The following is a 25,188-nucleotide window of genomic DNA, read 5'->3' on the forward strand; positions in this document are numbered from 1 at the left end:
CTGGACGAGATGAACGATCGCACCTGCATCGTTACGCGCAAACAAGCCGAACCGGATGAATTGATCCGTTTCGTCGTCGGCCCGGATTCGGCCGTCGTTCCCGACATCAAGAGAAATCTGCCCGGCCGCGGTTGCTGGGTGAGCGCCGACCGCCTACATATCGACAAGGCTGCGGCGAAGAATCTCTTTGCCCGCGCCTTCAAGGCACAGGTGGTCGTGCCGCCCGATCTTGGCGGCATGGTCGACGGGCTGCTTTCCAGACACGCTCTGGGCATGCTTGGTCTTGCCCGCAAGGCAGGCGCAATTTCGCTTGGTGCTACCAAGGTCGAGAGCGCGGTGCGCGGCGGATTGGCGCTTTTCGTGCTGCATGCGACCGGGGCGTCCGACGACGGTGTGCGCAAGATCAGCCAGGCGCGACGGGCGACAGTCCATCTCGGCGGGCCCGCTATCCTTGCCTACAAACTTTTCTCCGAGGCCGAGTTGAGCTTGGCATTGGGGGGTACAAATGTGATACATGCTGCCGTTCTCGCGGGAGACGCGGGCAGGGCGGTCCAGAAGCGCATGGTTGCGCTCGACCGGTATCGGGGCGGTTCCCCGGACGATCTGGCAATGCTTGCGGCTGTTGCTGACGAAGATGATGCCGCAGAGGATATGGAATGAGCGATACGAAATCGGGTGACGACAATACGCTGAGTGTGACGCCGAAGAAGACCTTGACGCTGAAGCGCCCCGGTATGGAACAGGGCACTGTGCGCCAGAACTTCTCGCACGGCCGCACCAAGCAGGTCGTCGTCGAAACCAAGAAGCGCAAGTTCTCGATGCCTGGCGACAAGCCGGAGCCGGTTGCCGCCCCCGTCTTCACACCGAAGCCGGCGGTTGTGGCCGCGCCCGTCGTGCAGGAAGCGCCGAAGGCGCCGCCGCCGCCACCGCCCCCACCAGCACCGGTCGAACGCGGCGGCATGGTGCTGAACGAACTGTCGCGCAGTGAAATGGAAGCGCGCCGCAGGGCGCTTGAAGGCTCCAAAGTGCGCGAGGTCGAGGACCGCCAGCGCGCCGCCGAGGACGCCAAGCGCCGTGCCGAGGACGAAGAGCGCCGCAAGCGCGAACGCGATGAATCCGCACGCCGCCAAGCCGAGGAAGAGGCGCGGTTGCAGACCGAGGCCGAGTCTCGCCGTCGGGCCGAGGAAGAGGCACGCCGCCGCGCGCCGCTGACCGCCGAACTGGCAACAGTCGACGATGAGGAAGAGGTCAAGCCGAAGCGGGTTGGTGCCGGTGCACCGGTGCGCCGTCCGGTCACGCCCGAAGTGGCGCGTCCGGCCAAGCCGACCAAGAGCGAGGAAGACCGCCGCCGTGGCAAGCTGACGCTGAATTCAGCATTGTCCGACGAAGACGCGCGGGCCCGTTCGCTGTCGTCGATGCGTCGCCGCCAGGAAAAATTCAAGCGCGCGATGCATAATGAGCCGCGCGAGAAAGTCATGCGCGAAGTGATCCTGCCCGAGACCATCACCATCCAGGAACTGGCGCAACGCATGTCCGAGCGCGCGGTCGACCTGGTCAAGTTCTTCATGAAGCAGGGACAGATCCTGAAGCCGGGCGACGTCATCGACGCCGATACGGCAGAGCTGGTCGCCACCGAATTCGGCCACACGGTCCGCCGCGTCGCCGAGTCCGACATCGAGGAAGGCCTGTTCAACATCGCCGACAATGCCGAGGACCTAGTGGCGCGTCCGCCTGTCGTGACGATCATGGGCCACGTCGATCACGGCAAGACCTCGCTGCTCGACGCCATCCGCAACGCCAATGTCGTCTCCGGCGAAGCCGGCGGCATCACTCAGCATATCGGCGCCTACCAGGTCGAGAAGAATGGTCACAAGATCACCTTCATCGACACGCCCGGCCACGCCGCCTTCACGGCGATGCGTGCTCGTGGCGCCCAGGCGACCGACATTGCCATCCTGGTGGTGGCGGCCGACGACAGCGTCATGCCGCAGACGATCGAATCGATCAGCCACGCCAAGGCGGCCGGCGTTCCGATCATCGTGGCGATCAACAAGATCGACAAGCACGATGCCGATCCGCAGAAGGTGCGCTCCGAGCTGCTGCGCCACGAGGTCTTCGTCGAATCCATGGGCGGTGAAGTTCTGGACGTCGAAGTGTCGGCGACCAAGGGCACCAATCTCGACAAGCTGCTCGAGGCGATCCTGCTGCAGGCCGAAATTCTCGACCTGAAGGCCAATCCGGATCGTACCGCCGAGGGTGTCGTCATCGAAGCGCAGCTCGACAAGGGCCGTGGTCCCGTTGCCACCGTGCTGGTGCAGACTGGCACGCTGATGCCGGGCGACATCCTTGTTGCCGGCAACGAATGGGGCCGGGTGCGCGCGCTGGTCAACGATCGTGGCACGCAGATCAAGGAAGCGCCGCCGGCGATGCCGGTTGAAGTGCTTGGCTTGCAGGGCACGCCGCAGGCCGGCGACCGCTTCGCCGTGGTCAACAACGAGGCCCGTGCCCGCGAGATCACCGAATATCGCCAGCGTCTGGCGCGCGAGAAGGCGGTTGCCAAGCATGCCGGCCAGCGCGGGTCGCTCGAGCAGATGATGTCGCAGTTGCAGACGAGCGGGCTGAAGGAATTCCCGCTGGTCATCAAAGGCGACGTGCAAGGCTCGATCGAGGCGATCAACGCGGCGCTCGACAAGCTCGGCACCGACGAAGTGCGTGCGCGCATCGTCCATGCCGGCGCCGGCGCCATTACCGAAAGCGACGTGTCGCTGGCGGAGACTTCGGGTGCCGCGATCATCGGCTTCAATGTCCGCGCCAACGTTCAGGCGCGTGCCGCCGCAGCGGCGGCGGGCATCGAGATCCGCTATTACTCGATCATCTACAACCTTGTGGATGACGTGAAGGCGGCTCTGTCGGGCCTGCTGTCGCCGGAGCGTCGCGAGACCTTCATCGGCAATGCGCAGATCCTCGAGATCTTCGACATCACCAAGGTCGGCAAGATCGCCGGCTGCCGTGTCACCGAAGGCAAGGTCGAGCGCGGTGCGGGCGTGCGCCTGATCCGCGACAACGTCGTCATCCACGAGGGCACGCTGAAGACGCTGAAGCGCTTCAAGGACGAAGTTTCGGAAGTCCCCGGCGGCCAGGAGTGCGGCATGGCCTTCCAGAACTACGAGGACATGCGCGTCGGCGACGTCATCGAGTGCTTCCGCGTGGAGATGGTGACCCGGACACTCTGAGTTCGAGTGACTTGTTCATACCGGGCGGTGGTCGAAAGGCCGCCGCCCAAGGTCTGTTGAGAATGGCCATATGAGACATGCGGCACGGTCCCATCCCGCGCCTCACGCTTTCAGGATTGAGAAAAATGCCCCGTCCAACCACATCCAGCCCATCCCAGCGCATGCTGCGCGTCGCCGAACAGGTGCGCCATGCGCTGTCCGAAACCCTGCAGCGCGGCGAGATCATCGATCCGCTGATCGAGAACACCGTGGTGTCGGTCTCGGAAGTGCGCATGTCGCCTGACCTCAAGGTCGCCACGGCTTTCGTCTCGCCGCTCGGCGCCAAGGATACCGATGCGGTGGTCGAGGCGCTGAACAAGCATGCGAAATTCGTCCGCGGCCGTGTCTCAGGCGCGCTGCGGCAGATGAAGTTCATGCCGGAGTTCCGCTTCAAGCTCGACACCTCCTTCGACAATTTCGCCAGGATCAACGACCTGTTGAAGTCGCCCGAGGTAGCACGCGATCTGGGTCCTGAGGACCAGGACAAAGACGACAACAAGGACACCGAATAGTGGCGCGCCGCGGCAAGAAGAAGGGCCGTCCGATCTCGGGCTGGCTGATCCTGGACAAGCCGGTCGGCATGGGTTCGACCGAAGCCGTCTCCAAGATCAAATGGCTGTTCCAGGCGGAAAAGGCCGGCCATGCCGGCACGCTCGATCCGCTGGCGTCCGGCATGCTGCCGATCGCGCTTGGCGAGGCCACCAAGACCGTGCCCTACGTACAGGACGGCGCCAAGATCTATCGCTTCACCGTTGCCTGGGGACAGGAGCGTTCGACCGATGACCTCGAAGGTCCGGTGACGAAGCAGTCCGACCTGCGTCCATCGGAAGCCGAGGTCAAGGCGCTGCTGCCGAAATACACCGGCGTCATCATGCAGACGCCGCCGCAATTCTCGGCCATCAAGATCGCCGGCGAGCGCGCCTATGATCTGGCCCGCGACGGCGCGACAGTCGACATTCCGCCACGCGAGATCGAGATCGGTCGTTTGGAGGTTGTCGAGCATAGCGCCGATCATACGGTTTTCGAAGTCGAATGCGGCAAGGGCACCTATGTGCGCTCGCTGGCCCGCGACATGGGCCGCGACATGGGCTGCTTCGGCCATATTTCAGAATTGCGCCGGGTCGAGGTCGAGCCGTTCACCCCGGAGGATTTCGTCACCATCGCCGAACTGGAAGCCGCCCGTTTCGGTGTGCAGGATGAAGACAGCTCGGTCGCGACGGACGTCGCTGACACGACGGAAGCCACTGACGCGGTGGAAGCGCCAATCGACTTCAACGCCATCGATGCGCTTCTGGTCGATACATCGGCTGCCCTCGACTGCCTGCCGCAGATCGCCATCAGCGACGACGCGGCGACCAAGATCCGCCTTGGCAACCCGGTCATCATTCGTGGTCGCGATGCACCGGTGGAAGCCGAAGAAGCCTGCGCCACGGCGCGCGGCAAGCTGGTCGCCATCGGCGCCATCGAGCAAGGCATGTTCAAGCCCAAACGGGTCTTTGCCGGCTGACTCCTGTCGTCTAGAGCAATTCCAGGAAAAGTGTGAACGGTTTTCCGTTCGGAATTGCGTCAAAACAAAGAGTTAGAGTGGTTCGCCGTTTCCGTGAAACGGTGAACTGCTCTAATGTCGAGCCGGGACTCGCGCGAGGGGCATATGGCAAAGGCTGAGGCGATCAAGAAGCGGGCGCCGGTGAAAACAAGGCGGCCGCCTGTCGGTGCATCGCCCGGCACGCTGATCGCCGACCCTTCGGCGCGGCGCAGCGAACTCAGGCTGACCCTGATCTCGCCGCAGAAATTCAAGACCATCGAAAATGCCAGCATCGACGACCTCAACACCCATTGCGACAAATGGCCGGTCCTCTGGCTCGACTGCACAGGCCTCGCCAATATCCAGCTGATCGAGGAAATCGGCCGCATTTTCAGCCTGCATCCGCTGGCGCTGGAAGACGTCGTCAACACCGGCCAGCGGCCGAAGGTCGACTTCTTCGAGGACCATGCCTTCGTCGTCGTCAGGATGATCGACGATGTCACGTCGCACCGCTATGAGCAGATTGCCGTCTTCTTCGGCAAAAACTTCGTCGTCACCTTTCAGGAACGTGAAGGCGATCCGTTCGATCCCGTACGCAAGCGCATCGAAAGCTCGGCGCCCAACCGGTTGCGTGCGCGGGGCGCCGACTATCTCGCCTATGCGCTGATCGATGCCGTCGTCGACAGTTATTTTCCGCCGATCGAGGCGGCTGGCGAGCTGGTCGACAGCATCGAGGACGAGATGCTGCATTCGACGCACAAGCACCAGATGCGGCAGCTGCATGAATTGCGGCGCGATGCCAATGTGCTGAAAGGCGTGCTGTGGCCGATGCGCGATGCGCTGGCGACGCTGATCCGCAACGACGTGCCCTATGTGAAGGCGGAAACCAAGATCTTTCTCAACGACACGCTCGACCATTCGCTCAGGCTGATCGAACTGGTCGAAACCCAGCGCGACATGCTGACCGGCCTGATCGAGATGCACCTGTCGCTGAGCCAGGCGCGCACCAACGACGTCATCAGCTATCTCACCATTGTCTCGGTCATCTTCATGCCGCTCACCTTCCTGGTCGGTATCTGGGGCATGAATTTCGATCCGGAGTCTTCGCCCTGGAACATGCCGGAACTGAAGGCCTATTACGGCTATCCCTTGTCGCTGCTGTTCATGGCGCTTGTCGCGTTCGGGTTGATCGCCTTCTTCAAATGGAAGAAATGGCTCTGACAAGGATAAATCAGCCATTTCGGCCTGAAAAGCCGGCTTGTGAATTGGGCTGGTGTTTTCCGGGGAATTGCACTATATGCGCCGCAGCATAGCGCTAAGACGCTTTGCTTGCACCGGCCCCTGCTGGACGACATCCCGGCTGAGGGCGACCCGTTTCCTCAAACAGATAAGGAAAAACACGATGTCGATTACTGCCGAGCGCAAACAGGAATTGATGGGTGAATTCGCAACCGCCAAGGGCGACACCGGGTCTCCGGAAGTCCAGGTGGCCATCCTTTCCGAGCGCATCAAGAACCTGACCGACCATTTCAAGGACCACAAGAAGGATAACCATTCCCGCCGTGGTCTGCTCGCCCTCGTCTCCCAGCGCCGCAGCCTGCTTGATTATCTCAAGCGCAAGGACGACGCGCGCTACCAGACGTTGATCGAGAAGCTCGGTCTGCGCCGTTGACGAATTGACCGGCGGGCTTTCCCAGGAGAGCCCGCCGGTCGCGCATTCTGCCAGTCGTATCGGCTGGCCAGACCCGGTTTCGATCGTGCAGAGGGCACTCGAAACCGCCCATGGACGGTCATGGGGCAGGATTGCAGGACGCTCGCGCGCTCGCCGCGCCGAAATTACCCGAGCTTCCCGTTGTCTTGCCCGTGGCTGCCCGAGAAAGGAAGCCAGGGAAAGGGCATCCGCGCACCGTGAAACGGCGCGGCCCTTTCCTCATATTAAGGACAAGAAATGTTCAATCACCACAAAGTGGAAATCGAATGGGGCGGCCGTCCGCTCATCCTCGAAACCGGCAAGATCGCGCGCCAGGCTGATGGTGCGGTGCTCGCGACCTACGGCGAGACCAAGGTTCTCGCCACCGTCGTTTCGATGAAGGAGCCGAAGCCCGGCCTCGATTTCTTCCCGCTGACGGTCAATTACCAGGAAAAGACCTATGCCGCCGGCAAGATCCCGGGCGGCTATTTCAAGCGTGAAGGCCGTCCGAGCGAAAAGGAAACGCTGGTTTCCCGCCTGATCGACCGCCCGATCCGCCCGCTCTTCGCCGCAGGCTACAAGAACGACACGCAGATCGTCGTCACCGTCGTCCAGCACGATCTCGAGAACGATCCCGACATCCTGTCGATCGTCGCTACCTCGGCCGCCCTGACGCTCTCGGGCGTCCCCTTCATGGGCCCGATCGGCGGCGCGCGCGTCGGCTACATCAACGGCGAATACGTGCTCAACCCGCATGTCGATGAGATGCAGGAATCCAAGCTCGACCTCATCGTCGCCGGCACCACCGACGCCGTGCTGATGGTCGAATCCGAAGCCAAGGAATTGGGCGAAGAGCTGATGCTCGGCGCCGTCATGTTCGGCCACAAGGGCTTCCAGCCGGTCATCGACGCGATCATCAAGCTCGCCGAAGTTGCCGCCAAGGAGCCGCGCGATTTCACCGCGCCGGACTATTCCGCCCTTGAAGCCGAGATGCTGAAGATCGTCGGCGACGAGCTCAGCACTGCCTACAAGAACGTCGACAAGCAGAAGCGTTACGCCGCCGTCGACGCCGTCAAGGCGAAGGTCAAGGCCGCGTTTGCCCCGGCTGAAGGCGAAGACGCCAAGTACACCTCCGAGCAGATCGGTTCGGTGTTCAAGGAACTCCAGGCCAAGGTCGTGCGCTGGAACATCCTCGACACCGGTTCGCGCATCGATGGCCGTGACCTCAAGACGGTTCGCAAGATCGTCTCCGAAGTCGGCGTCCTGCCGCGCACTCACGGTTCGGCACTGTTCACCCGCGGCGAGACCCAGGCGCTGGTCGTTGCCACGCTCGGTACCGGCGAGGACGAGCAGTATGTCGATTCGCTGACCGGCATGTACAAGGAGAAGTTCCTCCTTCACTACAACTTCCCTCCCTACTCCGTCGGTGAGACCGGTCGCATGGGTTCGCCGGGCCGCCGCGAAATCGGCCATGGCAAGCTCGCCTGGCGCGCCATTCGCCCGATGCTGCCGAGCGCTGACCAGTTCCCCTACACGCTGCGCGTCGTCTCGGAGATCACCGAGTCCAACGGTTCGTCGTCGATGGCGACCGTCTGCGGCACCTCGCTGGCGCTGATGGATGCCGGCGTGCCGCTGGCCAAGCCCGTCGCCGGTATCGCCATGGGCCTGATCAAGGAAGGCGAGCGTTTCGCCGTTCTCTCCGACATCCTTGGCGACGAGGATCACCTCGGCGACATGGACTTCAAGGTCGCCGGCACCGCCAACGGCATCACCTCGCTGCAGATGGACATCAAGATCGATGGCATCACCGAGGAGATCATGCAGATCGCCCTTGGCCAAGCCAAGGACGGCCGTCTGCACATCCTCGGCGAGATGGGCCACGCGCTCTCCGGCGCGCGTTCGGAACTCGGTGAGTTCGCACCGCGCATCGAAGTGATGCACATCCCGACCGACAAGATCCGCGACGTGATTGGTTCGGGCGGCAAGGTCATCCGCGAGATCGTGGAGAAGACCGGCGCCAAGATCAACATCGAGGACGACGGCACGGTCAAGATCGCTTCGTCCAACGCCAAGGAGATCGAGGCAGCGAAGAAGTGGATCCACACCATCGTCGCCGAGCCGGAAGTCGGCGAGATCTACGAAGGCACGGTCGTCAAGACCGCCGACTTCGGCGCTTTCGTCAACTTCTTCGGGCCGCGTGACGGCCTCGTCCACATCTCGCAGCTTGCCAACGACCGGGTCGCCAAGACCTCGGACGTGGTCAAGGAAGGCGACAAGGTCTGGGTCAAGCTGATGGGCTTCGACGAGCGCGGCAAGGTCCGCCTGTCGATGAAGGTCGTCGACCAGGCCACCGGCAAGGAACTCGCCCGCGACAAGAAGACCGAAGGCGAAGAAAACGCCGCCTGATCGGTCTGAGATCATAAATCGAAGCGGGCGCGGCGTATGTCGCGCCCGTTTTCATTTTCAGCACGTCTAGACAGGTCGAGATCGAACAATGTCCGCCGAGCCGTTGAAGACGCTTTTTCATCCCTTTGAGGCCGACGCTGTTCCCCTGCCGGGAAAGGGCGAGCGCGCTCTGTTTCTCGGCGCTGAACCGGGTTTTCGGCTGCCCGAAGGCTTCGAGGCGGCGCTTCACCTCGTGCAGGGCTTCCGGCCGGATTTTCGCGCGCTGCAGGCGTCTGGCCTCATCGTCACCGCACAAGCGGAAGGCGACGGCTTCGATATGGCACTTGTGCTTGCCGGTCGGCACCGGGGCCTGAACGAAGTGCGCATCGCTGAGGCGCTTGAGCGCGTGGCGCCGGGCGGCCTGGTCGTCGTTGCCGGCGGCAAGGACGATGGCATTGCCAGCCTGCGCAAGCGCATTGACGAGCTTGTGCCGCTAGAGGGCCACCTGCCGAAATATCACGGCATCGCCTTCTGGTTGCGCCGTCCCGCCGATCTGGCCGCCGCGGAAGAATTGCGGACCGCCAATCCCGCCTTGCTGGTTGAAAACCGGTTCCACACCGCGCCCGGCATGTTTTCCTTCGACCGGATCGATACCGGCTCGAAATTGCTGGTCGAGAACCTGCCCAATGATTTGCGGGGCAACATTGCCGATTTCTGCGCCGGCTGGGGCTATGTGGCTGCCGAGATTGCCGCCCGCTCCCCCGGCGTTCCGGCGCTCGACCTCTATGAGGCCGATTTCGCCTCGCTCGAAGCCGCGAAGCTCAATCTGGCGGGGGTCAGCCAGTCGATCGCTAGGAATTTCCTCTGGGTCGATCTGCTGAAGGAACCGGTCGAGAAGCGCTACGACGCGATTGCCATGAACCCGCCCTTTCATCGCAGCCGGGCGGCCGAGCCGGAAATCGGCGCCGGCATGATCCGCGCGGCGGCAAAGGCCTTGAAGCCAGGTGGGCGGCTGTTCATGGTCGCCAACCGTCAGCTTCCCTATGAGCCGATCCTGGCGGCCGCCTTTTCGAGCCATGCCGAACTCGCTCGCGACGGCATGTTCAAGGTGCTTGTCGCGCGGCGTTGAATGATTCCGAAAAGTGGATGCCGGCTTTTCGGAAGAGATCATACTCAAACGAAAACAGAGTGCATCGCGCTCAATGCAGATTGGCGATGCGTCGGACCTCGTCGGTGACATGCGCGTCGCCAACCCTGATTTTGAGCGGCGCCGGCCTGCCGAACAGGTAGCCCTGCACCACTTCGCAGCCGGCTGCCCTAAGCAGCGTCGCCTGGTTTTCGGTCTCGACGCCTTCGGCAATGATGCTGACGCCGAGCGCGCGAGACAGTCCGACGATGGTCGAGACGACCGCGCCGGAGCTGGCATCGGTATCGAGGCGGCTGACGAAGGACCGGTCGATCTTCAGCTTGCCGAACGAGAAGTCGATCAAGTAGCTCAAATTGGAATAGCCGGTGCCGAAATCGTCGACGGCGACCGAGATGCCCATATCCGCAAGCTGCTTCAGGATGGCGGCGGCGCGGTCTCGGTCCTGCATCATCGCCGTCTCGGTCACTTCCAGTTCCAGCCGCGACGGCTTGATGCCGGTGCTTGTCATGGTGTCGCGCACGGTACCGACGAAGTCCTTGGTCATGAACTGCACGGGCGAGATGTTGACGGCGACGAAGCAGTCGTCGGGCAGATGCCGGGCGTCGCTGCAGGCTTTGCGCAGCACCCATTCGCCGATCGGGCCGATCATGCCGGTTTCCTCGGCGATCGGAATGAACTCCATCGGCGGGATCATGCCGCGTTCCGGATGCCGCCAGCGGATCAGCGCTTCGTAGCCGACAATGCGGCCGGTCGGGAGATCGAGCTGCGGCTGGTAGTGAAGATCGAAGTCACCGCGTTCGAAGGCTGTATTCAGTTCGGATTCGATCCACTGGCGATGGTCGGCGACCCTGCCCATTTCGGCATGGAAGACCGACCAGTTGCCAACGCCGCTAGCGCGTGCATTCTGCAGCGCCAGATTGGAGCGGCGCAGGATGAGGACGGGATCGACGCCGTCCTTTGGCATCGCCACGATGCCCACCGACAGGCTGACCGATTGCAGGTGCGTGCCGAGATCATAGGGCTCCATCATCTCGTCGATGAGCCTCTCTACGGTGCTTTCCAAGGACCCTGAAACCTGGTTGTCAGGGAGCAGAATCGCGAATTCACCGGCACCGATGCGTCCGATCAGCGCGCGCTGCGGCATGCAAGTCTTCAATCGCTTGGTGAAGGCGCGGATCAGCTCGTCGCCCTGGCTGTAGCCGATGGCATCATTGATCTGCTTGAAACGGTCGATGTCGATATCGATGAGGAACATCGGCTCGCCGGTCCGGCTTGTCGAGCATGCCGCCTCGGCAATCTTGCCGACCATCGCCGGGCGCGCCAAAAGGCCCGTCAGCTTGTCGAAATGGGTTTCCGTGAAGACGAAATCCACCGATTCGTCGACGCCGGCGAAGAAGGACATCGCGGCGACCGACGCCGCCAGTGCGCAAAGAGCGGCCATCACCGCGACCATCATGTCCGTGGAGATGCCGGCAAAGCCATCGCCGAGACCGAGCTTCAGGCCCCAGAGTCCGAGGACGAAACTGCCGAGACCCGAACTCGCTATGGTGAGCAGTCGGAACACCGGTGTTCGCTTCGGGTTGCTGACGGTGGACATTGAAAGATCCCCAGAGTACGGGGCCTTTTACCGGATATGTCCTTAAAATGCGTTTCCGCGAATGCGTCCAATTTTATTGGAGCGAAAGTATTTCTTGAGCGGGTTAAAGCGCGTCGCGTCGAAATGGGTTCAGTCGGGGCATTTTAAGCTTTTGTTTTATAAATGTCGTTGTCCCAAAACCGCTGCGCACTTTTGAGCGACATGCATTAGTCTCGCCCGCCGTCGGTCTGCTTCAATTCGTCGAGCGTCGGCATGGAAACGATGTGATAGCCGGAATCGACATAGTGGATTTCGCCGGTAACGCCGGAAGACAGATCGGACAGCAGATAAAGCGCGGAGCCGCCGACCTCGTCGATGGTCACCGTGCGGCGCAGCGGCGAGTTGCGCTGCTGGTAGGAGAACATGTGGCGGGCGTCGGAAATGCCGGCGCCGGCGAGCGTACGCACCGGTCCAGCCGATATGCCGTTCACCCTGATGCCGCGCGGACCGTAGTCGTTGGCGAGGTAGCGCACACTGGCCTCCAGTCCGGCCTTGGCGACGCCCATGACATTGTAATTCGGCATGACGCGGACCGACCCCGCATAGGTCAGCGTGATCATCGATCCGCCGTCCTGCATCAAGGCGGCCGCGTGGCGGGCGATCTCGGTGAAGGAGTAGCAGGAGATCACCATGGTGCGGACGAAATTGTCCCGGCTGGTGTCGGCGTAGAGGCCTTTCAGCTCGTTCTTGTCGGAAAAGCCGATGGCGTGGACGACGAAATCCAGCCCGCCCCATTCCTTGCCCAGGGTCTCGAACGTGGCGGCGACCGAAGCGCTGTCCTCGACGTCGCACGGCACGACCAGCGAGGCGCCGAGCTTGTCGGCCAGCGGCTTGACCCGGCGTCCGAAGGCATCGCCCTGATAGGTGAAGGCGAGTTCCGCCCCGTGTTCGGATAATTTCCGGGCGATTCCCCAGGCGATCGAATGATCGTTGGCGACACCCATGACAAGCCCGCGCTTGCCCTTCATCAATCCGTCCATGGCCGGCAAATCCTTATGCGGAATAGCGCTGGAAAACGAGCGTGGCGTTGGTGCCACCGAAGCCGAACGAATTTGACAAGACAGTGTCGATCCTGGCGTCGTCGATGCGCTTTCGCACGATCGGCATGCCCTCGAATTCAGGGTCGAGGGTCTCGATATGGGCGCTTTCGCCGATGAAGCCGCCCTGCATCATCAGGATCGAGTAGATGGATTCTTGCACGCCGGCAGCACCCAGCGAATGGCCGGTCAGCGATTTCGTCGAGGTGATGTACGGCATCTCTGGGCCGAACACCTCGCGGATCGCGCCCATTTCCTTGGAATCGCCCACCGGCGTCGACGTGCCATGGGTGTTGATGTAGTCGACCGGCGTGGACACCGTGGCCAGCGCCTGGCGCATGCAGCGGACCGCGCCTTCGCCTGAAGGGGCAACCATGTCGTGGCCGTCGGAGGTCGCGCCGTAGCCGACGATCTCGGCGTAGATCTTGGCGCCGCGCGCCTTGGCATGCTCCAGCTCTTCCAGCACCAGCACGCCGGCGCCGCCGGCGATGACGAAGCCGTCGCGATTGGCGTCATACGCGCGCGAAGCGGTCGATGCCTTGTCGTTGAATTTCGACGACATGGCGCCCATCGCGTCGAAGAGGTCCGACATCGTCCAGTCGAGATCCTCGTGGCCGCCGGCAAAAACCATGTCCTGCTTGCCCCACTGGATCAATTCGTAGCCATTGCCGATGCAATGCGCCGAGGTCGAGCAGGCCGACGAGATCGAGTAGTTGACGCCGTGGATCTTGAACCAGGTGGCAAGCGTTGCCGATGCGGTCGACGACATCGCCTTCGGCACCGCAAACGGACCGATGCGCTTGGGACTGCCGTTCTTCAGCGTGACCTCGGCCGCTTCGACGATGGTGCGGGTGGATGGTCCGCCCGATCCCATGACGATGCCGGTGCGCTCATTGGTGATGTCGCTCTCGCCGAGGCCTGCATCTGCGATCGCCTGATCCATGGCGACGTGGTTCCAGGCCGCACCTTGGCTCAGGAAGCGCATCGCACGGCGATCGATCATGGCCGATGGATCGAGCGTCGGCGCTCCCCAGACCTGGCAGCGGAAGCCGTGTTCGGCGAAGGAATCGGAGAAGCTGATGCCGGATCTGGCGTCATGCAGCGAGGCTTGCACCTCGTTGGCATTGTTGCCGATCGACGACACGATGCCGAGGCCTGTGACTACGACACGTCTCATTCGCAACTCCTTCTAGGGGGCGGGCCGGGGACGCCGGTCAGCCGACCGCCGACTGCTTGGACAGACCGACTTTCAAATCCGTTGCCGCGTATATGGGTTCGCCATCTGCCCTCAGCCAGCCATCGGCGATGCCGAGCACCAGCCGACCTCGCATCACGCGCTTGAAGTCGATGCCATACTCGACCTTCTTCACCGAGGGCGTCACCATGCCCTTGAATTTCACCTCACCGGTCGACAGCGCCATCCCCTTGCCGGGTTCGCCGAGCCAGCCAAGATAGAAGCCCGTCAATTGCCACATGGCGTCGAGGCCGAGGCACCCCGGCATGATCGGATTGCCGATGAAATGGCAGGCAAAGAACCACAGATCCGGCTTGATGTCGAACTCCGCGCGGATGAAACCCTTCTCGAAGGCGCCGCCCGTCTCGCTGATCTCGGTGATACGGTCGAACATCAGCATGGGCGGATAGGGAAGCTGGGCATTACCCGGTCCGAACAGTTCGCCGCGGGCGCAGGCCAGCAATTCGTCGTACTCGTAGCTGGATTTACCCGCCATCAATCTCGTCCCCATATCGTTTCGGGCTATCGGGTGCCCTTGTCGTTGGTTTCCTAACACAATCTGTTTCAGGCCGGAAACCGGCGTTTGCGCTTAACCTGCTCGTCTGCCTGGGTCAATGCGCGCTATTGATCGCATTCGGACGACAGAATATATGTCCTGGGAGGTCCGGTTTCGGCAGACGTTCATTTTTTTGCCATTCTGGGCGTGTCTTGGGGCGGAACTGTGGGGTTCGACGAGAAGATGGACCTGGACGGCCGGAAGGAAAATGTCGCTGTGGACAAGCGGGTCCGTGAAGCCGGCCTGAGGCCGACGCGTCAGCGCATTGCGCTGGCAGACCTGCTTTTCGCCAAGGGCGACCGCCATTTGTCGGCTGAGGAACTGCACGAGGAGGCGGTTGCCGCCGGCGTGCCGGTTTCGTTGGCCACCGTCTACAATGCCCTTCACCAGTTCACCCAGGCGGGACTGTTGCGCATCCTCGCTGTCGAGGGCGCGAAGACCTATTTCGACACCAACACCTCCGACCACCACCATTTCTACATCGAAGGCGAAAACCGCATATTCGACATCGACAGCGGTCCGGTGACGGTTGCCAACCTGCCGGAGCCGCCGGAAGGGATGGAGATCGCCAATGTCGACATCGTGGTGAGGCTGCGCCCCAAACGCCGCGAATGATCGGCCAGGCCAGAATCATCTGTCGGGGATGAAATCCGTCGATCTCACAATCCGGCTCGAATGGGCGTTTGTGGCTGCTGCTGCCGTCGTTTTCTACGGTTCGACCGGCATGTCCTGGTGGCTGTTCGGATTGCTCATCCTGGCGCCGGACCTGTCGATGTTCGGCTATCTGGCGGGGCCTCGAGTCGGTGCTCTTGCCTACAATGCCTTGCACATCCTGATCGTGCCGGTGCCGCTGCTGATCGCCGGGTATATGTCCGGCAATGCGACCGCAATCGCGGTCGCGCTGATCTGGGTCGCCCACATCGCCATCGACCGTGCGCTGGGCTACGGCCTGAAGCTGTCGACCGGCTTTCAGGACACCCATCTCGGCCGTATCGGGCGCTAGAACCACGACCGCGAATCTTCAAAAGATCGCGCTCAAAGGGTCAAAAGATCAGTCCTTGACCCGTTCGCCGGGATAGGCGCCCCAGACGATCGACTGGGCAAGCCAGCCGGTGTGGCCGTCGAACGTCATTTCGCACCACTGACCGTCGCAGGATTTGATCGTGCCCATCACCCCCGGCTCGACCATGGCGACCACCCTTGCATCCTTGTCGGGGCTGTTGAGAAGGTTGATCTGCGCGCCCTTGCCGCGCTGCCATGGTGCGACGATTGCCGTGCGTCGGCCGGAGAGCAGCGACTGGTTGATCCAGCCTTCCGAACCATCGGCATCGCGCACGCGGCGCCATGTGTCGAATTCCTGGATGATCTCCATCGGCAGGCCGGCCTTCATATACATCCAGTCGACCGAGTAGTTGGCGCCGGGGCCGACGCGCGAGTTGACGCGGCCGGATTTCAGGCTGACGAATCGCGGCAGCGGCAGGCCGCTCGGCCCGAGCGTGACGACGCTCTGGGCAGGTGCTGCGGCACTCTGCGCGGCCGCAAGCGGAGAATAAAGCAGAGCGCCGAGAATTGCTGCACTGAGGGTCAGGCGAAGCGACGCGAAACCAGACACTTTCATTCCTTTCGGCGCTTGCCCATCGGCCTCGGCGCCCCTTTTTCTTTGTCTTCGGCGGCACCGCTTGTTACATGGGGTAATCGGCACCGCGACCGGCTTTCAGTTTCGCCGGTCTTGGTTAAAGAGGTCTCAACGAGATCGGGGTACGAGGAAACAATGGCAGGCAAAAAGAAGCCTCTCGTCGTCATCACGCGAAAGCTGCCCGACCCGGTCGAGACCCGCATGCGCGAACTGTTCGACGCAAGGCTGAATGTCGAGGACAGGCCGATGACGCAGCCGGAACTGGTTGCGGCGGTCAAGGAGGCCGACGTGCTGGTGCCGACGGTGACGGACCAGATCGATGCGGCGTTAATCGCCCAGGCCGGCGACAACCTCAAGCTGATCGCCAATTTCGGCAACGGCGTCGACAAGATCGATGTCACCGCCGCGGCCAAGAGGGGCATCACCGTCACCAACACGCCCAATGTCCTGACCGAGGACACCGCAGACATGACCATGGCGCTGATGCTGGCGGTGCCGCGGCGGCTGGCGGAAGGCGCCAATGTGCTCACCGGCGACAAGAAATGGGCCGGCTGGTCGCCGACCTGGATGCTTGGCCGGCGCATCTGGGGCAAGCGGCTGGGCATTGTCGGCATGGGGCGCATCGGCACCGCCGTCGCGAGGCGAGCCAAGGCCTTCGGTCTTTCTATTCACTACCACAACCGCCACCGCGTGCTGCCGGCGGTGGAAGACGAGCTGGAGGCGACCTATTGGGAGAGTCTAGACCAGATGCTGGCCCGCATGGACATCATTTCGGTCAACTGCCCGTCGACGCCGGCGACCTTTCATCTGCTTTCGGCGCGGCGGCTGGCGCTGCTGCAGCCGACCGCCTATGTCGTCAACACCGCGCGCGGCGACATCATCGACGAGGAAGCGCTGGTCAAGCTGATCCAGGACGGCAAGATTGCCGGCGCCGGTCTTGACGTCTACGAGCACGAGCCGGCTTTGAACGGCAAGCTGCTGAAGCTCGCCGCCAAGAACAAGGTCGTGCTTCTGCCGCATATGGGCTCGGCGACGCTCGAGGGCCGCATCGACATGGGTGAAAAGGTGATCATCAACATCCGCGCCTTCGTCGACGGCCATCGCCCGCCGGACCGCGTGCTGCCGCTCAGAACTTGACGCTAGAGCATGATCCCGAAAAGTGGAAACCGGTTTTCTCGGACAAACGGAAACCGTTTGTCCAGAGATCATGTTCAAACGAACAGATACAGATAGAGCCCATCCCGATTCAATCGGGATGACAGGTTCTATCGCGGCGCAACATTTTTCTGCCTTGAAACGAAAGGCCAAGCTTACGCAAGAGCCTTGCGCATGGTGATCGAGGTCGCCCTGTCGTAGCCTTCATGCGCCGTCCGTTCGGTCTCGTGAAAACCGAAGCGGGCAAAGACTGCATGGTTTCCGGTCAGCTCGATCCGCGTCTGAAGCTCGATGGCCGCCTTGCCGCGGCTGCGGGCAAGGCCTTCGACCGCCTGCATCAGCCGCCGGCCAATGCCTTGTCCCTGGCAGTCCGGAGCCACGGCGAGCTTGCCGACATAGAATTCCGCGACCCTTTCAAGGGTAAAGACGCAGCCGACGATCCTGTCACCCTCGAGCGCCACGAAGCCGGTCTCCCGCCGCGCCTTGTCCCGCAGGCTGTCGGCGGTCAGCAAGTGGGCCGAGGAGGGCGGGTCGATGACGCCGTCCATCGAGGCGAAGGCACGCATGATCAATGCGAGCACATCGTCCCAACGGTCGAAGCCGGCCACTATCTGTGTGATGGGGACGGCGTCGGTCCGCTCCACGGGGTCAGTTTCTCTTGTAGCGGATCGTGTCGAAGCGCGCCGCCAACGCATCATAGAGCAGCAGCCGGCCGACCAGCGGTTCGCCAATGCCGGTGACCAGTTTGATCGCCTCCATCGCCTGCAGCGTGCCGATGACGCCGGTCAGCGCGCCAAGCACACCGGCTTCGGCACAGGACGGCACCAGGCCCGGCGGTGGCGCTTCGGGAAACAGATCGCGATAGCCTGGGTTGGGCTTGCCGTCCTTGCTGTCTTCGAATGGCTTCAGCACCGTGACGGAGCCGTCGAAGCGTCCGACGGCGGCATGCACCAGCGGTTTCCCAGCGCTCGCGCAGGCATCGGCCACCGCATAGCGGGTTTCGAAATTGTCGGAGCCGTCGACGACGATGTCATAGGCGGCGACGAGGGCAGGTGCATTGTCCGGGTTCAGCCGGATTGCGTGCGTTTCAACCTTTGTGTTGGGATTGATGCGGGCGATTGCCGCCTTGGCGCTATCGGTTTTCAGCATACCCACAGTGTCGGTGCCGTGAATGACCTGACGCTGCAGGTTGGACAGCGAAACGGCGTCATCATCGACCACGCCGAGCGTGCCGACGCCGGCGGCGGCAAGATATTCAAGCACCGGCGCGCCCAGCCCGCCGGCGCCGATGACCAGCACCCGCGCCTGCTTCAGCCTCTGCTGGCCGGCGCCGCCGATTTCGGGCAGCACGATGTGGCGGGCATAGCGTTCGATCTCGTCGGCGGTCAGGGCGGCAGCGGTCATTGCCAGACCATATAGGGACTGAAAAACCTTGTCAGGAGCTAATGCATGTCGCCCAAATGTGTGAAGCGGTTTTGGGCCAACGACCTGCATAAGATCTAGATCGTTGGCCCAATCACGCCGTGGTCGACGGTCAGGAACTGCGCACGCCCCTTGAGACTGGAAAACAGCGCTGCATCGGTTCCGGTCATGAACGCTTGGCAGTTCAGTTCTTCCAGGATGGAAAACAGCGCCGCGCGCCGCCCGCTATCGAGATGCGCGGCGATCTCGTCGAGCAACAGGATCGGCGTCATGCCCGACATTTCACCGGTCAGCCGGGCATGCGACAGCACGATGCCGACCAGCAGCGCCTTTTGCTCGCCTGTCGAACAAAGCTCGGCCGGCATCGCCTTGGGACGGTGCCGAACCACCAGGTCCGAACGGTGCGGTCCCTCGAGCGTGCGTCCGGCGGCACGATCGCGGTCACGGCCCTCGATAAGCGTCCGGCGGAAGCGCTCCTCGACATCGACCGCCGGCGCGGTGGCAATTTCGGCTTCCAGGTCTCCCGAAAGGCCGATATCGGCCTGCGGAAATGGTCCCGTGTCGGGCAGCCTGTCGATCATGGCGGCCAGAAGGCGCACCATCTCGGCTCGCGCCGCGGCGATCGCCACACCGGTTTCGGCCATCTGCGTCTCGATCGCGTCGAACCAACGGTCGTCCCGGGAGCCTTCGGTAAGCAGGCGATTACGGCCGCGCATCGCCTTCTCGTAGTCGATCGCACGTTGCCCGTGGCCGGGGTCGATCGCCAGCACCAGCCGGTCGAGAAAGCGGCGGCGATCTGCGGCCGGCCCGGTGAACAACGCGTCCATCGCCGGCGTCAGCCAGACCACGCGCAGCCATTCCAGCATGTCCTCGGCCGAACGCGCCGAAGCGCCGTTGATGCGCACCCGCCTGCCGCCTTCGCCGGCGGTGTCGCCGCCGGCAATGCCCGTTCCGATCTCGACCTGGCCGTCAGGTCCGTCGAGCTGGGCATGCAGCGCAAAGCCGCCGTCGCCACCTTCGCGCGCGACATCAGCGTAGGGGGCGCGGCGCAAGCCACGCCCCGGTGTCAAAAAGGAGATCGCTTCGAGGAGATTGGTCTTGCCGGCACCGTTGTCGCCGGAAAAAACCACGGCACCTGGCGCCAGATCGATCGTCAGCGCCGCATAGTTGCGGAAATTAGTAAGTGTTAGCTTACTTATATGGTTCTGTATCGGCAACCGCTATCCGCCTATAGAGCGGTCCATCGTTTCACGGAAACGCAGAACCGCTCTATCTCTTTGTTTTAACGCAATTCCCAAGGGAAAGCGCTATGCGCTTTTCCCGGGAAAACCACTTCACACTTTTCCTGGAATAGCTCTGGAAGTTGCCGCAATCATCATTCTTGCCGCCGCTCCGCTACAAGACCGAATTGCTGACACCGCGTCGGCTACACCCGCATCGGCATCAGCACATAGAGTGCGGTCTCGTCGGCCATGTCGTGGATCAGCGTCGGCGAACCGGCATCGGCCAGCATGAACTTGGCCTCCGTGCCGGTCAGCTGCGCGGCAACGTCGAGCAGGTACTTGGCGTTGAAGCCGATCTCGATCGGGTCCGATGAATAATCCGCCGCCAGCTCCTCGGTGGCGCTGCCCGAATCCGGATTGTTGACCGCAAGCGTCACCTGACCCTCGCTGATCGACAGCTTCACCGCGCGGCCGCGTTCGGAAGAGATGGTCGAGACGCGATCGACGGCAGCAGCGAAGCTCTGCCGGTCGATGATCAGCTTCTTGTCGTTGCCTGTCGGAATGACCCGCTGATAATCGGGGAAGGTGCCGTCGATCAGCTTCGAGGTCAAAACCACGCTGCCGATGGTGAAGCGGATCTTGGTGTCCGACAGTTCGGTGGTGACCGCAACATCCGGATCGTCGACCAGCTTCTGCAACTCGCTCACCGTCTTGCGCGGAATGATGATGCCCGGCATGCCCTCGGAACCCGCCGGTGCGTCGATCTCGGCGCGCGCCAGACGGTGGCCGTCGGTCGCCACCGAGCGCAGCTTCAGCTTGCCGCCGACCTCATGCGTGTGCAGGTAGATGCCGTTCAGGTAATAGCGCGTCTCCTCAGTGGAGATGGCGAACTGGGTCTTCTCGATCAGGCCTCTCAGGGCAACCGAGTCGAGACGGAAGATGTGTGAGAAGGATCCGGCCGAAAGTTCCGGGAAGTCGGATTGTGGCAGGCACTGAAGGCGGAAGCTCGAGCGGCCTGACGTCACCGTCATGGCGTTGCCGTCCTCGTCCGTCTTCAGCATCACCTCGGCGCCATCGGCGAGCTTGCGCACGATGTCGTAGAGCAGATGTGCCGGAACCGTCGTCGCCCCGCCGCGCTCCACCTTGGCGGGCGTCGCTTCCGTCACCTCGAGGTCGAGGTCGGTCGCCTTCATCTCAAGGCTGGCGCCCTCGGCGCTGAGCAGCACGTTGGACAGGATCGGTATGGTGTTGCGCCGCTCGACCACACGGTGGACGTGGTTGAGCGACTTCAGGAGATTTGACCGTTCCAGGATAACACGCATGACGAAACAGGCTCGCTTGAATGAATGACGGGTCACCAGTGGGCGGCGCCCCGCGAAAGGTCTGAACAGGCTCAGAATCTGCGTAAACTGACAGTAAAAAACCAGCAAACGCAAGCCCGCGCCACCGGTTCGGGCAGGCTACGCGGGCTTTCTGGGGATAAAGGGCAAGAAGTCCGCGAGCCGGTGTCGTAAAACCGAAATCCGGGCCGCTTCCAGGCGGCGCCACGAGCCCATCCCAGGCCCCGGGCCGCACTGGCAAGCCATTGAATTCCGGTGTTGTTCCGGTTCGCCCCCGGTCCCGTCAGGCCTGGTCGTTGATCAACCGCCTCAAGAGCTCGAGTTCCTGCGCCAGCGTGTTGTCGTTGCCGGAAAGGTCCTCGATCTTGCGCACGGCATGCAGCACCGTGGTGTGATCGCGCCCGCCGAAACGCCGTCCGATCTCGGGCAGCGAGCGCGGTGTCATCACCTTTGACAGGTACATGGCGACCTGCCGCGGCTTGACGATGGTGCGCGTGCGCCGGTTGGACAGCAATTCGGTCTTCGACACATTGTAGTGGCGCGCGACGATGCGCTGGATGTCCTCGATACGGACCCGTTTCGGCTCGCCGGTACGATAGATGTGGCCGAGGATCTCGTCGATCCGGTCGATGGTGATCTGCGGCTCGAAGGATTGACGGAACAGCAGCTGGTTGAAGGCGCCTTCCAGTTCGCGTCCGCTGCCGGTCACGGTGCGTGCGACGTGATTGAGGATCTCTTCCGAAATGTTCAGCGACGCGTCATCGACCCTGGCGGTGGCAAGGCGCAATTTGAGCATGCCAAGGCGCATGGCGAAATCGGGCGCCGACATTTCGAGCGCGACACCACCATTGAGGCGCGAACGGACCCGCGGTTCGAGCGATTCCAGTTCCGACGGCGGCCGGTCGGCGGCGACGACAACCTGCTTGGCGCTGTCGAGCAACATGTTGATCAGGTGGCAGAATTCATGCTGGATCGACTTGCCCTGCAGGAACTGCATGTCGTCGATGATGAGCAGGTCGATGTCGCGCAGCTGTTCCTTGAGCGTCAGCGCGTTGTTGTCACGGATCGCGGTGGCAAAGCGCCACATGAAATACTCGGCCGTGAGATAGACGACGCGCGACTTGGGGTTCTGCTTCAGCGATTCCGCGGCGATGGCCTGCAACAAATGTGTCTTGCCGAGCCCGACGGTTGCATGAAGGAAAAGCGGGTTGAAGCGCACCGCGCTCGATTGCGATTCCGCCACTGCCTTGGCTGCGGCGAAGGCCACCCGGTTCGACGGTCCCTCGATGAAGGAGCCGAACGTGTAGCGCGGATCAAGCGGTGACCCCAGCACATTGTGGCGGAATTCGCTCTCGACCGGTGTGCCCGGACGCGGAGCCGGTGCACGCTCTGTCCGGCCGGGGCTGACGGTCCCGGCGGCAAGCACCGTCTGCGTCTGCCGAGTCATCTTGCGTGCCGGCACCACCTCCGGCTCGGCCTGGCTGCGTCCCTGGCGGGTTGCCGTGCGCACGACGATGTCGATCTTGAGGAGATCGGGATCCTCCTGCTTCCACAACTCGGAGATGAGGTCGAGATAGTGGCCGTTGATCCATGAGCGCAGGAAGGCGGTGGGCACCGAGATGCGGACAATGCCCTTGGAAGCCTCCGCGACCTTCATGCGGCCAAACCAGCTCGAATAGACTTCGGTTCCCAGGCGCGCCTTCAACTGGGTCCTGACCCGGTCGAATTTCTGTTCCGCGTCGCTGGAGACCGCCATGTCGTTTGCTCCGATCAAAGTTCCAGGAAATGGGAGGTCGCCCGTAAGTTCCCTTTCGATGCCGCTCTGCATGATCTTTTCCTTGTCCTTCCGTACCTGTTTTTCCACCGGGGATGCGCCTCCTGCATCCGGTTCCGGCGACTGCGTCTTTGCTACGACGTCCGCTGCCGCCGCCGGCAGATGAACGTCGCCCATTATCGAGGGGAACCGGTGCCGGCCCATGGAAGCCAGTCCGCGTTGGGTATGTCAGGGCAATACAACACCGTCCGGCGAAAAGAGCGCCGGCGCGCCATCTACCTGCCATGTCTAGTTACGCCAGTCCCCTACCGTGTCGAAAAAAGACAAACCAAATCGGTCCGCGGACTTGATCCGCGTTGCAAATCCCGCCAATTTAAGCTGGCCGATTCAGGCTGGGTGTAAGGCCCAGAGCCCGTCCCTTTCGATAGATCGACATTACCGAAATCGCTGTGGATAGGGCAAGGCCACGTCTAACGGATTTTTAAGGAATCTGGTTACTGGAGGCGGGTTCGAGTGGCGTGCCGCAACGGCACATTTTAACAAAGCCATTGTGATTCAAACCCTTTTCCGGCGAATATGAAAAACTGGGCGCTTAGAGAAATATTCTGAAATATTTCGCTTGACAGCTACTTGTCCCCCATCGGGTTGGCCCGGTGTGGACAAGCTGTGGATCACCGTCTGTAAGTGTCTGAAAAATATAGGCTATTTCTGATAGCTAAGAATCTTTAAGCCAGCCCTTTTCAAGCATGCCGGCCAACAGCAGGCATGCATATGCCGGCAAAGTATTCTCAATCGTGAAATCCGCACAAGACGCCGTTTCCGGACATTCTTTTTAAGTGCTTGCCGGCAAACGAAAAAACCCGGCACAAACGGCCGGGTTCGAAAGAACGTCAGTCTAGGGAAGTTATATTAGGCCGAGAGAACTTTGACCCGCTGGGCCAGTCGCGACACCTTGCGGGACGCTGTGTTCTTGTGGATCACGCCCTTGGTTGCGGCGCGCATCAATTCCGGCTCCGCGATCTTGAAGGCAGCCTGTGCGGCAGCCTTGTCACCGGAGGCAAGTGCCTCTTCGACCTGGCGGATATAGGTGCGGACGCGCGAGCGGCGGTTCTTGTTGATCGCTGCGCGGCGGACGATCTTGCGCGTTGCCTTTTTGGCCGAGGATGTATTGGCCATGATGCCTCTCTTCTGATCTGGTCGGCCGCATGCGGGATGCCGCAGGGCGCAAAAAACAAACGGGCAGCCACGGGGCCGCCTCGGTTGGTGGGGCTTATAGTTCAGCTTTTCCGGCGCGTCAACGCTGCCTGGCCTTCTTTTTGGCGGCCAACAGCCATCTTCTTCGCAGCTAAAGGATTGGCGTCAGCGGTTGGTGAAATTCGGCTTCCGCTTCTCGGCAAAGGCCGCCATGCCTTCCTTCTGATCGTCCAGTGCAAACAGCGAGTGAAACAGCCGGCGCTCGAACCGCAATCCCTCGGCAAGCGTCGTCTCGAAGGCGCGGTTGACTGCCTCCTTTGCCATCATCACCGATGGCAGCGAGAAAGCGGCGATCTTGGCTGCCGCCTTCAGAGCCTCCTCGACTAGGTCACTGGCAGGCACGACCCGCGACACCAGGCCCGAACGCTCGGCTTCGGCGGCATCCATCATCCGCCCGGTCAGGCACATGTCCATCGCCTTCGACTTGCCGACGAAGCGGGTCAGCCGTTGCGACCCGCCCATGCCTGGAATGACACCAAGAGTGATCTCGGGCTGGCCGAATTTGGCCGTGTCGGCGGCTATGATGAAATCGCACATCATCGCTAGCTCGCAGCCGCCGCCGAGTGCATAGCCCGCCACCGCCGCGATAATTGGCTTTCGCGCCCGCGTAAGCTCCTCCCAGCCGACGAAGAAGTCTTGGGCGTAGGCGTCCGCATAGGAGATGGACTGCATCTCCTTGATGTCGGCGCCGGCGGCGAAAGCCTTTTCGGAACCGGTGATGACCATGGCGCCGATGCCGGCATCGGCGCCAAAAGCGTTCACGGCTGCGATCAGTTCGGTCAGTATCTGGGAGTTCAGCGCGTTGAGCGCCTGCGGCCTATTCAGCGTGATCAGTCCGACCTTGCCGTGCGTCTCGGTGATGATCGTCTCATAGGCCATGGCTGCTTCTCCTCGCTCGCGCT

Annotated in this window: 23 protein-coding genes; 11 read left to right on the plus strand and 12 right to left on the minus strand. The window is 62.2% G+C overall.

Annotation, left to right across the window (positions count from 1 at the left end):
• Positions 1 to 9: 9 nt before the first annotated feature.
• The 8 genes from C8D77_RS18870 to C8D77_RS18905 all read left to right on the plus strand — a co-directional run bounded on the left by C8D77_RS18870 (position 10) and on the right by C8D77_RS18905 (position 10,001).
• Complete coding sequence (locus tag C8D77_RS18870) at positions 10 to 660, plus strand: RNA-binding protein (protein ID WP_109666380.1); 651 nt, start codon at positions 10 to 12, stop codon at positions 658 to 660.
• Positions 657 to 3,233: a translation initiation factor IF-2 gene (infB, locus tag C8D77_RS18875; protein ID WP_109666382.1), complete on the plus strand. Its 2,577-nt coding sequence runs from the start codon at positions 657 to 659 to the stop codon at positions 3,231 to 3,233. The genes C8D77_RS18870 and infB overlap by 4 nt, the downstream gene beginning before the upstream one ends.
• Positions 3,234 to 3,358: 125 nt before the next feature.
• The gene (gene rbfA, locus C8D77_RS18880; RefSeq protein WP_109666384.1) at positions 3,359 to 3,784 is read left to right on the plus strand and encodes a 30S ribosome-binding factor RbfA; all 426 of its coding nucleotides are present in this window, start codon (positions 3,359 to 3,361) and stop codon (positions 3,782 to 3,784) included.
• Positions 3,784 to 4,779 (plus strand): tRNA pseudouridine(55) synthase TruB, encoded by a 996-nt coding sequence (gene truB, locus C8D77_RS18885; RefSeq protein WP_109666387.1) that lies wholly within the window; start codon positions 3,784 to 3,786, stop codon positions 4,777 to 4,779. Before rbfA ends, truB begins: the two co-directional genes overlap by 1 nt.
• A 144-nt stretch (positions 4,780 to 4,923) precedes the next feature.
• The gene (gene corA, locus C8D77_RS18890; RefSeq protein WP_109666389.1) at positions 4,924 to 6,018 is read left to right on the plus strand and encodes a magnesium/cobalt transporter CorA; all 1,095 of its coding nucleotides are present in this window, start codon (positions 4,924 to 4,926) and stop codon (positions 6,016 to 6,018) included.
• A 181-nt stretch (positions 6,019 to 6,199) separates the two neighbouring features.
• Positions 6,200 to 6,469 carry a 30S ribosomal protein S15 gene (rpsO, locus tag C8D77_RS18895; RefSeq protein WP_006202929.1) on the plus strand — a complete coding sequence of 90 codons (270 nt, stop codon included), beginning with the start codon at positions 6,200 to 6,202 and terminating at the stop codon, positions 6,467 to 6,469.
• A 276-nt stretch (positions 6,470 to 6,745) separates the two neighbouring features.
• Positions 6,746 to 8,893, plus strand: coding sequence for a polyribonucleotide nucleotidyltransferase (pnp, locus tag C8D77_RS18900; RefSeq protein WP_109666391.1), 2,148 nt, complete (start codon positions 6,746 to 6,748; stop codon positions 8,891 to 8,893).
• Positions 8,894 to 8,981: 88 nt separating this feature from the next.
• A complete protein-coding gene (locus C8D77_RS18905) occupies positions 8,982 to 10,001 on the plus strand; it encodes a class I SAM-dependent methyltransferase (RefSeq protein ID WP_109666394.1) in 1,020 nt (339 codons plus the stop codon).
• 70 nt (positions 10,002 to 10,071) lie between these two features.
• On the opposite strand, the gene C8D77_RS18910 is transcribed toward C8D77_RS18905, so the two are convergent.
• The 4 genes from C8D77_RS18910 to fabA form a co-directional block, all read right to left on the minus strand.
• On the minus strand, positions 10,072 to 11,616 hold the full coding sequence (locus C8D77_RS18910; RefSeq protein ID WP_109666396.1) for a putative bifunctional diguanylate cyclase/phosphodiesterase: 1,545 nt from the start codon (positions 11,614 to 11,616) through the stop codon (positions 10,072 to 10,074).
• 206 nt (positions 11,617 to 11,822) lie between these two features.
• The gene (gene fabI, locus C8D77_RS18915) at positions 11,823 to 12,635 is read right to left on the minus strand and encodes an enoyl-ACP reductase FabI (protein ID WP_109666399.1); all 813 of its coding nucleotides are present in this window, start codon (positions 12,633 to 12,635) and stop codon (positions 11,823 to 11,825) included.
• Positions 12,636 to 12,648: 13 nt separating this feature from the next.
• On the minus strand, positions 12,649 to 13,869 hold the full coding sequence (gene fabB, locus C8D77_RS18920; RefSeq protein ID WP_109666402.1) for a beta-ketoacyl-ACP synthase I: 1,221 nt from the start codon (positions 13,867 to 13,869) through the stop codon (positions 12,649 to 12,651).
• A gap of 37 nt (positions 13,870 to 13,906) precedes the next feature.
• The gene (gene fabA, locus C8D77_RS18925; protein WP_109666404.1) at positions 13,907 to 14,422 is read right to left on the minus strand and encodes a 3-hydroxyacyl-[acyl-carrier-protein] dehydratase FabA; all 516 of its coding nucleotides are present in this window, start codon (positions 14,420 to 14,422) and stop codon (positions 13,907 to 13,909) included.
• Between the two features lie 243 nt (positions 14,423 to 14,665).
• Here fabA and irrA point away from each other — a divergent pair, with 243 nt between their 5' ends.
• Both irrA and C8D77_RS18935 read left to right on the plus strand, forming a co-directional pair.
• Positions 14,666 to 15,097, plus strand: coding sequence for an iron response transcriptional regulator IrrA (gene irrA / locus C8D77_RS18930; RefSeq protein WP_024503471.1), 432 nt, complete (start codon positions 14,666 to 14,668; stop codon positions 15,095 to 15,097).
• Between the two features lie 28 nt (positions 15,098 to 15,125).
• Positions 15,126 to 15,485, plus strand: coding sequence for a DUF4260 domain-containing protein (locus C8D77_RS18935; RefSeq protein ID WP_109666407.1), 360 nt, complete (start codon positions 15,126 to 15,128; stop codon positions 15,483 to 15,485).
• Positions 15,486 to 15,533: 48 nt separating this feature from the next.
• On the opposite strand, the gene C8D77_RS18940 is transcribed toward C8D77_RS18935, so the two are convergent.
• Positions 15,534 to 16,094: an SH3 domain-containing protein gene (locus C8D77_RS18940; RefSeq protein ID WP_109666776.1), complete on the minus strand. Its 561-nt coding sequence runs from the start codon at positions 16,092 to 16,094 to the stop codon at positions 15,534 to 15,536.
• 159 nt (positions 16,095 to 16,253) lie between these two features.
• Here C8D77_RS18940 and C8D77_RS18945 point away from each other — a divergent pair, with 159 nt between their 5' ends.
• Positions 16,254 to 17,255 carry a 2-hydroxyacid dehydrogenase gene (locus C8D77_RS18945; RefSeq protein WP_109666410.1) on the plus strand — a complete coding sequence of 334 codons (1,002 nt, stop codon included), beginning with the start codon at positions 16,254 to 16,256 and terminating at the stop codon, positions 17,253 to 17,255.
• A gap of 173 nt (positions 17,256 to 17,428) precedes the next feature.
• Here C8D77_RS18945 and C8D77_RS18950 read toward each other — a convergent pair whose 3' ends face one another.
• The 7 genes from C8D77_RS18950 to C8D77_RS18980 all read right to left on the minus strand — a co-directional run bounded on the left by C8D77_RS18950 (position 17,429) and on the right by C8D77_RS18980 (position 25,165).
• Positions 17,429 to 17,917, minus strand: a complete 489-nt coding sequence (locus C8D77_RS18950) for a GNAT family N-acetyltransferase (protein WP_245951819.1) — start codon at positions 17,915 to 17,917, stop codon at positions 17,429 to 17,431.
• 4 nt (positions 17,918 to 17,921) lie between these two features.
• Positions 17,922 to 18,677 (minus strand): molybdopterin-synthase adenylyltransferase MoeB, encoded by a 756-nt coding sequence (locus C8D77_RS18955; RefSeq protein ID WP_109666416.1) that lies wholly within the window; start codon positions 18,675 to 18,677, stop codon positions 17,922 to 17,924.
• 95 nt (positions 18,678 to 18,772) lie between these two features.
• Complete coding sequence (gene recF, locus C8D77_RS18960) at positions 18,773 to 19,912, minus strand: DNA replication/repair protein RecF (RefSeq protein ID WP_109666419.1); 1,140 nt, start codon at positions 19,910 to 19,912, stop codon at positions 18,773 to 18,775.
• Positions 19,913 to 20,121: 209 nt separating this feature from the next.
• The gene (dnaN, locus tag C8D77_RS18965) at positions 20,122 to 21,240 is read right to left on the minus strand and encodes a DNA polymerase III subunit beta (RefSeq protein WP_109666422.1); all 1,119 of its coding nucleotides are present in this window, start codon (positions 21,238 to 21,240) and stop codon (positions 20,122 to 20,124) included.
• A 301-nt stretch (positions 21,241 to 21,541) separates the two neighbouring features.
• Positions 21,542 to 23,014, minus strand: coding sequence for a chromosomal replication initiator protein DnaA (gene dnaA, locus C8D77_RS18970; protein WP_245468682.1), 1,473 nt, complete (start codon positions 23,012 to 23,014; stop codon positions 21,542 to 21,544).
• 927 nt (positions 23,015 to 23,941) lie between these two features.
• Entirely contained in the window at positions 23,942 to 24,208 is a 267-nt protein-coding gene (gene rpsT / locus C8D77_RS18975; RefSeq protein WP_013533694.1) for a 30S ribosomal protein S20, read from the minus strand.
• Between the two features lie 183 nt (positions 24,209 to 24,391).
• Positions 24,392 to 25,165 (minus strand): enoyl-CoA hydratase, encoded by a 774-nt coding sequence (locus C8D77_RS18980; protein WP_109666425.1) that lies wholly within the window; start codon positions 25,163 to 25,165, stop codon positions 24,392 to 24,394.
• Positions 25,166 to 25,188: the final 23 nt, after the last annotated feature.

Source organism: Mesorhizobium loti (assembly GCF_003148495.1).
Classification (GTDB): Bacteria; Pseudomonadota; Alphaproteobacteria; order Rhizobiales; family Rhizobiaceae; genus Mesorhizobium; species Mesorhizobium loti.

Coding starts and splice junctions, on each gene's coding strand:
- C8D77_RS18870 (WP_109666380.1), top strand. CDS start 10: ATGAACGATCGCACCTGCATCGTTACGCGCAAACAAGCCGAACCGGAT.
- infB (WP_109666382.1), top strand. CDS start 657: ATGAGCGATACGAAATCGGGTGACGACAATACGCTGAGTGTGACGCCG.
- rbfA (WP_109666384.1), top strand. CDS start 3,359: ATGCCCCGTCCAACCACATCCAGCCCATCCCAGCGCATGCTGCGCGTC.
- corA (WP_109666389.1), top strand. CDS start 4,924: ATGGCAAAGGCTGAGGCGATCAAGAAGCGGGCGCCGGTGAAAACAAGG.
- rpsO (WP_006202929.1), top strand. CDS start 6,200: ATGTCGATTACTGCCGAGCGCAAACAGGAATTGATGGGTGAATTCGCA.
- pnp (WP_109666391.1), top strand. CDS start 6,746: ATGTTCAATCACCACAAAGTGGAAATCGAATGGGGCGGCCGTCCGCTC.
- C8D77_RS18905 (WP_109666394.1), top strand. CDS start 8,982: ATGTCCGCCGAGCCGTTGAAGACGCTTTTTCATCCCTTTGAGGCCGAC.
- C8D77_RS18910 (WP_109666396.1), bottom strand. CDS start 11,616: ATGTCCACCGTCAGCAACCCGAAGCGAACACCGGTGTTCCGACTGCTC.
- fabI (WP_109666399.1), bottom strand. CDS start 12,635: ATGGACGGATTGATGAAGGGCAAGCGCGGGCTTGTCATGGGTGTCGCC.
- fabB (WP_109666402.1), bottom strand. CDS start 13,869: ATGAGACGTGTCGTAGTCACAGGCCTCGGCATCGTGTCGTCGATCGGC.
- fabA (WP_109666404.1), bottom strand. CDS start 14,422: ATGGCGGGTAAATCCAGCTACGAGTACGACGAATTGCTGGCCTGCGCC.
- irrA (WP_024503471.1), top strand. CDS start 14,666: ATGGACCTGGACGGCCGGAAGGAAAATGTCGCTGTGGACAAGCGGGTC.
- C8D77_RS18935 (WP_109666407.1), top strand. CDS start 15,126: ATGAAATCCGTCGATCTCACAATCCGGCTCGAATGGGCGTTTGTGGCT.
- C8D77_RS18945 (WP_109666410.1), top strand. CDS start 16,254: ATGGCAGGCAAAAAGAAGCCTCTCGTCGTCATCACGCGAAAGCTGCCC.
- C8D77_RS18955 (WP_109666416.1), bottom strand. CDS start 18,677: ATGACCGCTGCCGCCCTGACCGCCGACGAGATCGAACGCTATGCCCGC.
- dnaN (WP_109666422.1), bottom strand. CDS start 21,240: ATGCGTGTTATCCTGGAACGGTCAAATCTCCTGAAGTCGCTCAACCAC.
- dnaA (WP_245468682.1), bottom strand. CDS start 23,014: ATGGCGGTCTCCAGCGACGCGGAACAGAAATTCGACCGGGTCAGGACC.
- rpsT (WP_013533694.1), bottom strand. CDS start 24,208: ATGGCCAATACATCCTCGGCCAAAAAGGCAACGCGCAAGATCGTCCGC.
- C8D77_RS18980 (WP_109666425.1), bottom strand. CDS start 25,165: ATGGCCTATGAGACGATCATCACCGAGACGCACGGCAAGGTCGGACTG.